This window comes from Jatrophihabitans cynanchi (genome assembly GCF_027247405.1).
GTDB classification, from domain to species: Bacteria; Actinomycetota; Actinomycetes; order Mycobacteriales; family Jatrophihabitantaceae; genus Jatrophihabitans_B; species Jatrophihabitans_B cynanchi.
In genome coordinates this window covers 4,312,745-4,325,875 of sequence record NZ_CP097463.1, presented here as the reverse complement: position 1 = coordinate 4,325,875, position 13,131 = coordinate 4,312,745, and the positions used below count along the sequence as shown (strand labels likewise).

Below are 13,131 nucleotides of genomic sequence, written 5' to 3'. Positions count from 1 at the left end.
ATCAGCCCTCCGGCCGGGCAGGCCACGGTGCGTCGGACGGGCGCAACCGGGCCCAGCCGTCCGACCGGGCCCGGTCGGCCGCTAGCAGTCCGGCCACAGCCGCCGCGTTCGTGATCGCGCCGGACAGTACGGACTGCACCGCCTCGGCCAGCGGCACCCGCCGCACGGTCAGCGTCAGCTCTTCGTGTTCGGCGGCGAAATCGCCGTCCGGGGGCGCCGGCTGCAGGTCGCGAGCCAGGTAGATGCGGATCGCCTCCGTCGAGATGCCCGGTGAGACGTGCAGGTCGAGCAGCACGTGCCACGTCGCGGCGCTCAGCCCGGCCTCCTCGGCCAGTTCGCGGCGCGCACCGGCCAACGCGGACTCGCCCGCGACGTCCAACAGGCCGGCCGGGAGCTCGTCCAATCGGGCACGCACCGGGTGGCGGTACTGGTTGACGAGCACGACGTTGTCCGCGTCGTCGAGCGCGAGGACCCCGACCGAACCGGGATGCTCGACCACCTCGCGCTCGGCGAGCGATCCGTCGCTCATCCGCACCTGGTCCAGGCGCAGTGAGACCACCGCACCGCGATAGGCCGTCTCGGTCGAGACGACCTGGTAGTCCTGGCTCACGTCCTGGCTGCCGTCGCTACCGGCGCCCCGACCGCGCTGCGGGGGTCATCGTCGCCGCCGGCCGGCGCGGCGTCCTCCGCGATCTCGACCGGGAGTCGCTCGGCGGCGTTGTAGTCCAGGGCGGCATCGATCAACGCGCGGAACAGCGGATGAGCCCGGGTCGGACGGGACTTCAGCTCGGGGTGGGCCTGGGTCGCGGCGTAGAACGGGTGCACCTGCGCGGGCAACTCGACGAACTCGACCAGGTTCCCGTCCGGCGAGGTCCCGGAGATCACCAGGCCGGCCGCGGTGAGCCGCTCGCGGTAGGCGTTGTTCACCTCGTACCGGTGCCGGTGCCGTTCGGAGACCGACGTGCCGCCGTAGGCGCGCGCAACGACCGACCCCGGGGCCAGGCTGGCGGGGTACGCCCCGAGCCGCATGGTGCCGCCCAGGTCGGCCTCGCCGGTCACCATCGCCACCTGGTCGGACATGGTGGCGATCACCGGCTCGGGAGTGTCCGGCTCGAACTCGGCCGAGTTCGCCTCGGCGATGCCGGCCAGGTTGCGGGCCGCCTCGATCACCATGCACTGCAGGCCGAGGCACAGCCCGAGCGTCGGGATGCCGCGTTCGCGGGTATAGGTGAGCGCACCCACCTTGCCCTCGATGCCACGGATGCCGAACCCGCCCGGGATCACGACTCCGTCCACGCCGGCGAGCGCGGCAGCGGCGCCGGCCGGGGTCTGGCAACTGTCCGAGGGCACCCACCTGATGCTCACCCGCGCGCGGTGCGCGAAAGCCCCGGCCCGCAGCGCCTCGGACACCGACAGGTACGCATCCGGCAGGTCGATGTACTTGCCGACCAGCGCGACGGTCACCTCCGCCTTGGGATGGTGCACACGCTCGAGCAGATCACCCCACACCGTCCAGTCCACGTCACGGAACGGCAGGTCCAGCCGCCGCACCACGTACGCGTCCAGGCCTTCGGCGTGCAACACCTTCGGGATCTCGTAGATGCTCGGCGCATCGACGGCCGCGACGACAGCCTCGGCGTCCACATCGCACATCAGCGAGATCTTGCGTTTGACGTTGTCCGGCAGTTCCCGGTCGCTGCGGCACACGATCGCGTCGGGCGTGATACCGATGCTGCGCAGGGCGGCGACCGAGTGCTGGGTCGGTTTGGTCTTCAGCTCGCCGGACGGCGCGAGGTAGGGCACGAGCGAGACGTGCAAGAAGAAGCAGTTCTCCCGGCCCACGTCGTGACGCACCTGGCGGGCCGCCTCGAGAAAGGGCAGCGATTCGATGTCACCGACCGTGCCGCCGATCTCGGTGATCACGACGTGCGGCGATCTACCGGAGGCGTCCGGAGCGGCCATTGCCCGGATGCGCGCCTTGATCTCGTTGGTGATGTGCGGGATCACCTGGACGGTGTCGCCGAGGTACTCGCCGCGCCGCTCCTTCGCGATCACCGAGGCGTACACCTGGCCGGTGGTCACGTTCGCCGATCCGGCCAGGTCGGTGTCCAGGAAGCGTTCGTAGTGCCCGACGTCCAGATCGGTCTCAGTGCCGTCCTCGGTCACGAAGACCTCGCCGTGCTGGAACGGGTTCATGGTGCCCGGATCCACGTTGAGGTAGGGATCGAGCTTCTGCATGGTCACGCGAAGGCCACGTGCCTTGAGCAGGGAACCGAGGCTGGAGGCCGTCAGGCCCTTGCCGAGCGAGGAGGCGACGCCCCCGGTGACGAACAGGTGCTTGGTCATCTCAGGCGTGCGATCCACGGAAGTCCACGCTAACACGCGTTCGGCCGGTTGCCCGAATCGACAGCGCGCCACGCCGCATGGACTGCGGCGCGGGTCTCGTCGGCTCAGCCCGAAGGGGTCGGAAACAGCGCGTCGGCGCCGGGCGCGGTGCCGTAGTGACCGACCCGCGAGTTCGCGGCGTCGGCGAGTGCGAGCGTGGTGGAGACCTGCCCGAACGCACTGTTGGCGTTGTCGACAGTGGACACCGCCGCCTTGGCCGCGCTGCTGCGCACCAGGGCGACCACGCCACCCCCGAGCGCCGAGCCCGTGTCGCCGGCGACGACGACCTGGCCGCCCTTGCTCTGCAGCGCGTTCACCAGATCGACCTCGGCAGCACCGACGTAGTCGTCCTTGGCGATCGTGCCGGTGCCGACGACCACGACCATCTTCGCCGGCTCGATCCCCTTCGGGTCCGAGGTGATCAGGTGCGAGGCGGAGAACGCGCTCAGCACCGACTTGAGGTCGGTCGGCTGGCCGGAGCCCAGCAGCACGTAGGCCAAGGTGGCGGCCCCGAGTAAGCGCGCGTCGCTCGTCTCCGGCAGCGTCAGCCCGACCGGGTGCAGCGATCCGGTCACCAGGCTGGACAGGTTGCTCGCTCCCGACTGGTCGACGTAGTCGTGTGCCAGCTGAAGGTGCCCGGTGATCGTGGCACCGGCGGCGGTGAGCTCAGCAGCGATGCCGTCCTGGGTACCGGTGGTCGCGCCCGGCAGGCCGATCAGCAGCACCGACTTGTCCTTCAGCGTTCCGGTGACCAGTTGCGAACCGAAGGTGGTGGCGAACTGACCGGCGTTGTCGACCTGGTTCTGCAGCGTCTTCACCTGCTTGGCCAGGTCGGCGCGCTCGCCCTTGAGGGTGTTGACCTGCTTTCGCAGGTCGGTGGTGACCGGCCCGTTGAGCGCCGTGGTCCCGACGACGATGCCGACGGCAAGTGCTAGGAACACCGCGACGATGGAAACCAGGTGATAGCGGAAGGAGATCACGAGAACAGGTCCTGTATCCAGTTGACGAAGTCGTTCCAGGTCGAGTCGAAGTTGTTCAGGTAGGTGCGGCCGGAGTCCGAGACCGCGAGTGCGGCGACGACCGCGAGCAGCGCCGCGATCACCAGCAGCAGCAAGGCGGCGGAGGAGATGCGGCTGCGGTACAGCCGGGTCACACCCTTCGCGTCCACCAGCTTGCCGCCCACCCGCAGCCGGGTCAGGAACGTCGAGGCCATCCCGCTGCGGCCCTTGTCCAGGAACTCGGTGAGCGTTGCGTGGGTTCCCACCGCGACGATCAGGTCGGCGCCCTTCTCGTCGGCGAGCAGGATCGCGACGTCCTCACTGGTACCCGACGTCGGGAAGGTGACCGCGTCGATGCCCAGGTCCTGCACGCGCGCGAGCCCGGGTGCGCGACCGTCCGGATATGCGTGCACGACGACCTCGGCGCCGGTCGCGAACGCGGCGTCGGAAACCGCGTCCATGTCGCCGACGATCATGTGCGGCTTGTGACCGGCTTCCAGCAGCGCGTCCGCGCCGCCGTCGACGCCGACCAGGATCGGCTTGAACTCACGGATGTAGTGCTTGAGCGCCTTGAGGTCGGCGGCGTGGTCGTAGCCGCGGACTACCACCAGCACATGGCGGCCGGCGAACTTGGTGCGGACGTCCGGGACGCCCACGCCGTCGAGCAGCAGCTCGCGCTCGCGACTCATGTACTCCGACGTGTTCACGGCGAACGCCTCGAGCTGCGCGGACAGGCCGGACTTCGCCTCGCTCATCAATGCCGCGACGGTCTGGGTGTCCTGAGCGGTGCCCTTCGCCACCGGGGCCTCGCCGACGTACACGAGGTCGCCGTCCAGCCGGATCCGGGTGCCTTCCTTGACCGCCGCGAAGATCTCGCTTCCGACGTTGTCGAGCAGCGGAATGCCGCTGGCCACGATCAGGTCAGGCCCGAGGTTCGGATAGCGGCCGGAGATGCTGGGTTGGGCGTTCACGACGGCGGCCGGCTTCGCGGCGACAAGTGCCCCGGCCGCGACGCGGTCCAGGTCGACGTGGTCGATGATCGCGATGTCACCCGGGTTGAGCCGGCCGGCCAGCCGGGTCGTGCGGCGGTCCAGGCGCGCCACCCCGCTGATGCCGGGCAGGCCGTAGGTACGGCGGCGCAGCGTGGCAAGCTTCATAGCTGCCATGGTGCCACCCGAATCGTGACCTGTTCTCCTGCGCCACGCGGGTCAGCGCCTGCTTTTCACAGCCTTCCCTCCGCGCGACCGGCCTTCGCGCGACGGTGATTCGGCCCGATCGGCGAGCGCCGCGGCCAGCAGTTCGGCGGCGTGCTCGCGGGCGGCTCCGGAATCCGTCCCGCCCAGCATCCGCGCCAGTTCCGCGACCTGCTCGTCCCCTGCCACGACCCGGACATCGCTCGCGACCACCCTGCTCCCAGCCCGTTCGGGCTTGTCGACCACGACCTGCCGGTCGGCGAACGCGGCGACCTGCGCGAGGTGGGTGACCACGATCACTTGACGGTCCCGCGCCAGCCGGGCGAGTCGCCGTCCGACCTCGACCGCAGCGCGCCCGCCGACACCGGCGTCGACCTCGTCGAACACCATGGTCGGTACCGGTTCACTGTCGGACAGGCACACCTCGACGGCCAACATGACGCGGGACAGCTCACCGCCGGAAGCTCCGCGGGCGAGCGGCAGGTCCGGTGCGTGGGCGTGCGACCGGAGGCAGAACTCGACCTCGTCCGCGCCGTCCGGGCCCACGCCGGCCGGGTCGCCGTCGACCGGGAGCGCCGCCGTACCGGCCGTGGCCACCCGCGGCGCCACCGAGACAGTGAACTGTGCGCCGGCCATCGCGAGCCCGGCCAGCTCGGCGGTGACGGCAGTCGCCAGCGCGCGCGCCGCCGAGTGCCGCGCAGCGCGCAGCTCGGCGGCCAGCTCGGCCGTCCGCGCGGCGGCCGCATCCCGGCGCGCGGTGAGCGCGGCGATCGCCTCGTCCGACACGTCGATCTCGGCCAGCCGCGCCGCAGCCTGCGCGGACCACGCCAGCACGCCGGCTACCCCGTCCGTGGCCGCGGTGCCGTACTTGCGCACCAGTTCGGCCAACACCGCCCGACGCCCCTCGACCTGCTCCAGCCTGGCCGGGTCCGCGTCCAACTGCTCGGCGTAGGAGCCGAACTCGGCACCGAGATCCAGGATGAGTGCGGACAGGTCGGTCAACCTGCCGGCGAGGGCGTCCAGTTCGGCGTCGGCCCCGGCGACCTGACCGAGGGCTCGGGATGCGCTGCCGACGAGCGAGCCGACGTCCGGCGAGTCGGCCATCGGGCTGTCCGCGTCGCCCAGCAGGGCGTCATGGGCACTGCGTGCGGCCAGCCGCAACGCGTCGGCGTGCGCCAGGCGCGTGGCAAGCGCGGCCAGTTCGGCGTCCTCTCCTGGCTGCGGGTCACACTGTTCGATCTCCAATAGCCCGTGCTCGAGCAGGCCGGCCTCGCGGCGCAGTTCGGCGGCGCGCGTGGTCCGTTCGCTCAGCGCGCGCTCGGCGGCCCGCCACTGCTCGAAGCTCGCGCGGAAGGCGTCGGTCGAGAGGCCGGCGAAGCGGTCCAGCGCCGCACGCTGGTTGGCCGGACGGGTGAGCAGCAGCTGATCGGACTGCCCGTGCACCACGAGCAACTGCTCGGCCAGGTCGGCGAGCACGGACACCGGTGCCGGGGCTCCGCCCACGTAGGCCCGCGAGCGCCCGGCCGCGGTCACCGTGCGCCGCAGCGCCAGCCCGATGCCGTCGTCGAGCTCGCCACCTGCGGCCAGCACGCGGTCCGCCGCCGGTGAACCCGCAGCCACCTCGACCCGGCCGTCTACGCACGCCTGATCGGCTCCGGCCCGGACCCGGGCCGAGTCGGCACGGCCGCCGAACAGCAGCAGCAGCCCGCTGACCACCATCGTCTTGCCGGCTCCGGTCTCGCCCGTGACGACGGTCAACCCGCTGCCCAACGGCAGGACCGCGTCGTCGATGACGCCGAGCCCGCGGATCCGCAGTTCCTCCAACACCAGCGCTACTTCGCCTTCTGCGACCGGCACGCTCGCCCAGGTGCCCAGATCCTCATTCCGCGACCAGGTCGTCCGGTGGCGGTGCGGCGTCGCGGAAACTGCGCACCGGCAGCTGAAACTTGCTGACCAGCCGGTCGGCGAAGCTCCACCGCCCGAGCCGGACGATCCGCACCGGGAGTTCGCCGCGCCGCAACCGGACCTGCGCACCGGATGGCACCGGCACCGAGCGGCGTCCGTCGCAGCTCAGGACGCCGTCGTGCCCGTCGCGCGGCAGCTCGATCTCCACCGTCGAGTCGGGCGCGACCACGATCGGCCGCGAGAACAGGGCGTGCGCCGCGTTGGGCACCACGAGCAGCGCGTCGACGTTCGGCCACATGATCGGGCCGCCCGCCGAGAATGCGTACGCCGTCGAGCCCGTCGGTGTCGAGCACAACACCCCGTCGCAGCCGAAGCGCAGCAGCGGCCGGCCGTCGACGGCGACGCCCACCTCGAGCATCCGCTCGCGGTTGGTGCGCTCCAGGGACGCTTCGTTCAGCGCCCAGGCCCGGGCCTGCACCGCGCCGTCGACGACGACTTCGGCGTCGACCGTGACCCGCTCCTCGACCGTGTAACTGTGGTTCACCACCGCATCGACGGTGTCCGAGAGGGCGTGCGGCTCGGCCTCGGCGAGAAAGCCCACGTGACCGAGGTTGACGCCGAGCATGGGCACTGCGGCCGGACGCGCCAGTTCGGCCGCGCGCAGGAAGGTGCCGTCGCCGCCGAAGACCAGCACCAGCTCGGCACCGGCGGCGGCGCGTTCAACCGGTTCGACCGTGACGTCCGCAGCGACGGCCGCCGCCTCACCCGGCAGCATGCGCACCTGAAACCCCTCGGTGAGCAGCCGGTCGGCGGTTCGCGTCGCGAGTGAGGTGATCTGCTCGCGCGAGGTGTGCGCGATCAGCAACACGGACCTCATCGCGCCTCCGTCGGCATCGTCACCGCGGCCGCGATGTCGGCCTCGGTCAACGGCTGGGACACCTCGCGCCGCAGCCATAGGAAGAATTCCACGTTGCCGGACGGCCCGGGCAGCGGGCTGCGACACACGCCCGCGGCGTGCCAGCCCAGCGCTGCTGCCGCCGCCGCGACGGCGGTCACGGCCTCGGCGCGCAACTGTGGCTCGCGCACGACGCCGCCGGCGCCGAGACGCTGCTTGCCGACCTCGAACTGCGGTTTGACCATCGGGAGCAGATCGCCGTCCGGGGTGGTGCACGCAGTCAGCGCCGGCAACACCAGTTCGAGGGAGATGAAGGACAGATCGGCGACTGTGAGCTGCGCCGGGCCGCCGATCTGGTCGGGACCGAGATGGCGGACGTTGGTCCGGTCGATCACCCGGACGCGGTCGTCCGAGGCGAGCCGCCACGCCAGTTGCCCGTACCCGACGTCGACCGCGACCACTTCCGCGGCCCCGGCGCGGAGCAACACGTCGGTGAACCCGCCGGTCGAGGCACCCGCGTCGAGGCAGCGTTTCCCGCTCACCCGGACGGCACCGAACGCGGTGAGCGCCCCGGCGAGCTTGTGCCCGCCGCGCGAGACATAGCCCGGATCGTCATCGTCGTCGACCACGCGCAACGCCGTGCCCTGCTCGACCCCGGTGGCCGGCTTGCTTGCGGTCACGCCACGCACCTGGACGCGGCCGGCGGCGATGAGGGATGCGGCATGCTCTCGGGAGCGAGCAAGCGAGCGACGCACGAGTTCAGCGTCCAAGCGTTGCACACGTCGTCCCACTGCCTGGTGCTCCCTGCTCCGCCCCGGGTGATCCTCGTGCTCAGCTGCCGTCGACCTCGGCGAGCGCGGCCTGCAGTTGCGCATGCACCCGGCCGAAGACGTCCGCGTGCTCGGCCAAGGGTCGCTCGTCCAAGCTGTCCAGTTCGGCCAACTCGGCCACCGCGGGCGCGGGCTCGTCCTGACGCGGCGACGGCTCGTGGCTCGCCGGTCCGGCCGGGTCGGCGTCGCGTGCCGGTGCCGGTGCCGCGGCCGGTGCCGGCCGGTCGGGATCTGGTGGCGCGGACCACTCTGCGGAGGTCACGGTGCTCCTTCCTCAGGCACTGTCGTGCGGTGCACGGTCGTTGCCCGGCGCCGCCCTGGCGTCTGGCCGGTGCGCCTGGCGAACTGCCCGTCCAGCCAGGTCGCGGCCACCGATCGAGTCAAACGCTACCGTGCCGCGGAGTGCGGTAGCGTCGGCTCGCCCGGCCCCGCCGGGCGACGCTGTGGGCGGCCGACCGAGCTGGGGTGATGATGTGGCGAGCGTCGCCGAGTGCGAACGGGCCTTCCATGCGCTCGCCGAACGCCTGGCGGGTGCGGACTCGGATACGCGGAGCACCGCGGCGTTCGATCGCTCGCTCTCGTGCGCACTCCCCGATCTCGGCGTCATCTTCGCCGGGCGCCTTCAGGACGGCACGCTGACCGACATCCGCCGGGTGGACAGCAAGGAGGCGCAGGTGCGGCTGTCGATGAGCAGCGACGACCTGATCCGCCTGGTCGCCGGCGAACTGCACCTGGGCTCGGCTTGGGCGAGCGGCCGGGTCAAGGTTCACGCCAGCGTGTTCGACCTGATCAAGTTGCGCACCATCTTCTGAGGTGCGGCCGGTCAGGCCAGCCCGAACCGGGCGAGCACCCGCTCGGCCGCCACGCCGCGGGACCCGCATCCGGCTGCGCCGCCGCCGAGCCCGGCCCACGATGCCACGCACAGTGCGCGCGCTGCGTCCAGATCATCGTCCGCCCACGCAACCGACTCGCCGCCGGCCGCATCGCCCGCGGCCGGCGTGGGCAGGCTCTGGCCGCCCTCCGCGGTAGTCAGCACGCACCCGCCGCCCTGTGCCGCGCGCACCGTCCACCGGCCGCAGCTGACCTGATCCGCCACACGTTCCACCGCAGGGTGTGGGGTGAGCAGCCCGCCCACGTCCGCCGCAAGGTAGTCGGGCCGCAGCTGCGGCGGCGCGGCCAGCAGGTCGGGCACGGTGGTCACGCCGCTGAAGACGAGCAAGCTGGCGCAGCCCACGGCGTTGGCACCCTCGATGTCGGTATCCAACCGGTCACCCACCACGATCGGCGACGTCGCGCGGGACCGCTCGACCGACTCCTGATGCATCGTGGGGTCGGGTTTGCCGGTGACCACCGGCTCCACTCCGGTGGCATGGCGCAGGGCGGCCACCAAAGAACCGTTTCCGGGCAGTCGCCCGAGGGGCGATGGAACCGTCGGATCGACGTTCGTTGCCACCCACGGCACACCGCGGTTGATGGCCAAGCTGCCCTGGGCGAGCTGACCCCAGTCGAGATCGGGCGAGAAGCCCTGCACCACGGCAGCAACGGTCTCGTCGTCCCGCTCGACGGGCACCAATCCGCGCTCGGCGAGCGCCTCCGTCAGGCCTACGGTGCCTACGACCAGGACGCGCGCTCCGGGGGACAGCCGCTCGGCCAGGTAGTGCGCCGCGGCCTGGGCCGAGGTGGTGACTTCGGCAGCCACGGCTGGGATACCCAGCTCGGTCAAGTGCGCTGCGACTACGGCAGGCGGACGGGCGGCGTTGTTCGTCACGAACGCGAGGCGCATACCCCGCTGCCGGACCTCGGCCAACGCGGCGGGCGCTCCTTTGACGGCCGCCTGACCGACATAGACCACGCCGTCCAGATCCAGCAGAGCGACGTCGTAGCGTTCGGCCAGCGCTACCGCCGAGCCGAGCAGTCCTGAGTGGGTCGGTGCCGGCATGTGTCGGATGATTCCATGTGCCCCGCGCTGCGTACGATCGCCTTCCATGAGCACACCCGACGCCGGCCTGGCGCTGCATCCGTTCCGCGCGCTGCGACCGACGGTCGATGCGTCGCGGCTGGGCCAGTTGCTCTGCCCGCCCTACGACGTGATCGACGACGCCGAGCGCACGGCGCTGCTCGAGGCCGACCCGGACAACGCGGTCGCGCTCATCCTTCCGTCCGATGAGGGGGAAGCCGAAGGGCGGGATCGATATCAGGTAGCCGCGCATCAACTCCAAGCCGCCCGACAGCGCGGCCTCTACGCCACAGACGCCGATCCGGCGTTGTATGTGTACGAGCTGACCGACGGCCGGGCGACCACGCGCGGCTTGATCGGCGCCGTCGAGCTGCGCGATCCGGCGGACAACGTGATCCTTCCGCACGAGAACACGATGGCGGGACCGGTTGCTGACCGGCTCGCCCTCATGATCGCGACCGAGTCGAATCTCGAGCCGATCTATCTGGTTTACGACGGCGGCGGCGCCGCATCGGATGCGGTCGCGCAGGTCAGGCCCGAGGATGCGATCGCGCAGACGACGACGCCCGACGGCATCACGCATCGGCTCTGGGCCTTGACGGATCCAGAACATCTTGCGGTGATCGGCGCGGACCTTCGCGGCCGCCGGGCGCTGATCGCGGACGGCCATCACCGGTACGCGACCTACCGCGAACTTCAGGAGCTCTGGGACACCGAGCGTGGCCCCGGCCCGTGGGACCGGGGCCTGGCGTTGCTGGTGGATTCCTCCAGTTACGGCCCGCAGGTCCATGCGATTCACCGCGTCGTGGTCGGGATCGGGCTGCCCGCACTTCTGGACCGCACTGACGGCTGGTGCGCGACGATTGAGGTTGCCGATCCGGAAGCCGGCTTGCAGCTTGCCGGGCAGACGAGCGGATTCGCCGCAGTGCTCGCCGACGCCCAGCGCACCGTGCTGCTTGCCGACAACCACGCCAAGCTGGCCGAGGCATCTGTCGAGGCGGGCGGAGTTCCCGCGCTGGCCGAACTCGACGTGACCGTGCTGCACCGCACCCTGGTGGGGACGGTGTGGGCGATTCCGGACGACGTCGACCACGTGGGTTACGCACATAGCGTCACCGAGGCGCTCGCCGAGGCGGCTCGAACCGGCGGCACAGCGGTCCTGCTGCGGCCCACACCGGTGGCGGCAGTGGCGGCGGTCGCGGCTGCGGGCGGACGGATGCCCCGCAAGTCCACGCTGTTCACCCCGAAGCCGGCGTCCGGGCTGGTCATGCGCCTGTTCGCTGACGAAGCCGGGCCTGCCGGGCACTGACCCGTGCCGTGCCTACCGCGACCTCGTAGCGGCTGCCCAGCCCGGCCGGCGAGCGCCAGAAGCGACGGTGCAGGCTTCCGGTGACCTCCAGCTCGTCGCCCGGCTCGGCCCGCTCCACGCTGCGCCGGACGCGGACCCGCGTGCTCGCGCAGTCCACGCTGTCGACACGCGCCCGATCGCCCGGTGGGCGGGCGACGGTCAGCCGGAAGGTGCAGAGCTCATCACCGCTGGGGAGGGTGCGCAGCACGGGTGCCGCGGCCAGCCGTCCACGCAGAAACACCTGATTGTCGTCGCGGGACCACAATGATGACGATGTCCTCGAGTCCATGGCGATCATGCTCGTCCGAAGCCCGGGCGCGGGAGGCTTGATCGCCCGCGACTGTGGACGACACGCTCAGTGTGGATACCGTGGCGGACTTGTCGGACCGATGTGCTTAGAGCAGCGCCGCTGCCCGGTCGACCGCATCGGTGTCACCGTCGGTGTCCAGGCCCGCGGCCGCGGCGAACCATTCGGCGGCCTCACCCGTCCGTCCGGCAGCTTCGAGCGCGTCGGCGTAGGCGTACCAGAGCCGCAAAGCGCCGGGCCGAGGTCGGTCCTTGTCCAGACCGCCGCGGGCCAGCACGGCGAGAGCCGCGTCGAGCTGGCCGAGGTCGCGGCGGGCGCCAGCGACGACGATGAACAGTTCGGCCCGCGTTTCCGGGTCCAGGCGGCCGACGCCAGGATCGCTGAGCATTCGCAGCGCCTGCTGGGGCCGGCCGAGGGCGCGCTCGCAGTCGGCGAGCAGCGGCAGGTTGCGTGGATCGCCGGAGATTCGCCGCGCGGTGCGCAACTCGGTGATTGCCTCGGCCCACTCCTCGGCGTGATACGCGGCGACACCGACCGCCTCGCGCACCGCGGCCACACGGGCGGCGCGCCCGCGCGCGGCGTGAGCATGCTCCAGGGCACGCTTCGGATCGCTGTCCAGGGCCAGGCCGGCCGCGACGAGATGGCCGGCGACCGCGTCGGCGTTCGGTTTGCTCAAAGACCGGAGTTCGGCGCGTACCGAGCGGTCGAGCATCGTGATATCGATGTGATCAGGAATCGGCAGCTCGACCTTGCGAGTCCCACGGGGACCGCCGGAACGCCCACGCGTCGGATCGAACTCAGCGACGCGAGGTGCGCGCCGCTGGTGCGTGTCGCGGTCCGGATGCCGGTCGTGCCCGGCGACCGTCGGCCTCCGCCGTGGGACGCCCGCGCGCGGGCCGCTCGACCGGCCGGCGTGATCCGCGCCGGGCCGGCCGCTGCGAGCGGGCCGATCACCGTAAGAGGGCCGCTCGCCACGAGCCGGACGATCACTGCGAGCCGGGCGATCACCGTACGCGGGCCGATCACCGTAAGAGGGCCGCTCGCCACGAGCCGGGCGATCACCGTACGCGGGCCGCTCGCCACGAGCCGGGCGATCACCGTACGCGGGCCGCTCGCCACGAGCCGGCCGCTCGCCACGAGCCGGGCGATCACTGCGAGCCGGGCGATCACCGTACGCGGGCCGCTCGCCACGAGCCGGCGCTCCGCCGGAACGCCTTTCGGCTCCCCCTGCGGCTGTGGCGCGAGACGACGTTTGTCTCGGCTGGCCGGGCCGCGCAGGCCGCGCAGCCCGCGCCGCTCCCGGATACTTGCGG

13 protein-coding genes are annotated in these 13,131 nt (G+C 71.7%); 2 read left to right on the top strand and 11 right to left on the bottom strand.

The annotated features are described in order from the left end of the window. Position 1 precedes the first annotated feature (1 nt). The 8 genes from M6B22_RS21025 to M6B22_RS20990 all read right to left on the bottom strand — a co-directional run bounded on the left by M6B22_RS21025 (position 2) and on the right by M6B22_RS20990 (position 8,468). Positions 2–610, bottom strand: coding sequence for an NUDIX domain-containing protein (locus tag M6B22_RS21025; RefSeq protein WP_269443524.1), 609 nt, complete (start codon positions 608–610; stop codon positions 2–4). Beyond that, positions 607–2,346, bottom strand: a complete 1,740-nt coding sequence (locus M6B22_RS21020) for a CTP synthase (protein ID WP_407935761.1) — start codon at positions 2,344–2,346, stop codon at positions 607–609. The genes M6B22_RS21025 and M6B22_RS21020 overlap by 4 nt, the downstream gene beginning before the upstream one ends. A gap of 104 nt (positions 2,347–2,450) precedes the next feature. After that, the gene (locus M6B22_RS21015) at positions 2,451–3,365 is read right to left on the bottom strand and encodes a copper transporter (protein WP_269443522.1); all 915 of its coding nucleotides are present in this window, start codon (positions 3,363–3,365) and stop codon (positions 2,451–2,453) included. Further along, on the bottom strand, positions 3,362–4,540 hold the full coding sequence (gene steA, locus M6B22_RS21010) for a putative cytokinetic ring protein SteA (protein WP_269443521.1): 1,179 nt from the start codon (positions 4,538–4,540) through the stop codon (positions 3,362–3,364). Before steA ends, M6B22_RS21015 begins: the two co-directional genes overlap by 4 nt. A 51-nt stretch (positions 4,541–4,591) precedes the next feature. Next, entirely contained in the window at positions 4,592–6,403 is a 1,812-nt protein-coding gene (recN, locus tag M6B22_RS21005) for a DNA repair protein RecN (RefSeq protein ID WP_269443520.1), read from the bottom strand. Between the two features lie 52 nt (positions 6,404–6,455). Further along, positions 6,456–7,358 (bottom strand): NAD kinase, encoded by a 903-nt coding sequence (locus tag M6B22_RS21000; RefSeq protein ID WP_269443519.1) that lies wholly within the window; start codon positions 7,356–7,358, stop codon positions 6,456–6,458. Continuing rightward, the gene (locus M6B22_RS20995) at positions 7,355–8,167 is read right to left on the bottom strand and encodes a TlyA family RNA methyltransferase (protein ID WP_407935566.1); all 813 of its coding nucleotides are present in this window, start codon (positions 8,165–8,167) and stop codon (positions 7,355–7,357) included. Before M6B22_RS20995 ends, M6B22_RS21000 begins: the two co-directional genes overlap by 4 nt. A 40-nt stretch (positions 8,168–8,207) precedes the next feature. Beyond that, positions 8,208–8,468, bottom strand: coding sequence for a hypothetical protein (locus M6B22_RS20990; protein ID WP_269443517.1), 261 nt, complete (start codon positions 8,466–8,468; stop codon positions 8,208–8,210). 211 nt (positions 8,469–8,679) lie between these two features. Between M6B22_RS20990 and M6B22_RS20985 the strand changes: the two genes are divergently transcribed. Beyond that, positions 8,680–9,018: an alkyl sulfatase C-terminal domain-containing protein gene (locus M6B22_RS20985; RefSeq protein WP_269443516.1), complete on the top strand. Its 339-nt coding sequence runs from the start codon at positions 8,680–8,682 to the stop codon at positions 9,016–9,018. Positions 9,019–9,029: 11 nt separating this feature from the next. Here M6B22_RS20985 and M6B22_RS20980 read toward each other — a convergent pair whose 3' ends face one another. Then, the gene (locus M6B22_RS20980; RefSeq protein WP_269443515.1) at positions 9,030–10,145 is read right to left on the bottom strand and encodes an HAD-IIA family hydrolase; all 1,116 of its coding nucleotides are present in this window, start codon (positions 10,143–10,145) and stop codon (positions 9,030–9,032) included. Positions 10,146–10,191: 46 nt separating this feature from the next. Here M6B22_RS20980 and M6B22_RS20975 point away from each other — a divergent pair, with 46 nt between their 5' ends. Further along, the gene (locus M6B22_RS20975; protein ID WP_269443514.1) at positions 10,192–11,472 is read left to right on the top strand and encodes a DUF1015 domain-containing protein; all 1,281 of its coding nucleotides are present in this window, start codon (positions 10,192–10,194) and stop codon (positions 11,470–11,472) included. On the opposite strand, the gene M6B22_RS20970 is transcribed toward M6B22_RS20975, so the two are convergent. Together M6B22_RS20970 and M6B22_RS20965 are read right to left on the bottom strand one after the other, a co-directional pair. Next, on the bottom strand, positions 11,429–11,800 hold the full coding sequence (locus M6B22_RS20970; protein WP_269443513.1) for a single-stranded DNA-binding protein: 372 nt from the start codon (positions 11,798–11,800) through the stop codon (positions 11,429–11,431). The two genes, M6B22_RS20975 and M6B22_RS20970, sit on opposite strands and share 44 nt — an antisense overlap. A gap of 106 nt (positions 11,801–11,906) precedes the next feature. Beyond that, positions 11,907–12,494, bottom strand: coding sequence for a tetratricopeptide repeat protein (locus M6B22_RS20965; protein WP_269443512.1), 588 nt, complete (start codon positions 12,492–12,494; stop codon positions 11,907–11,909). Positions 12,495–13,131: the final 637 nt, after the last annotated feature.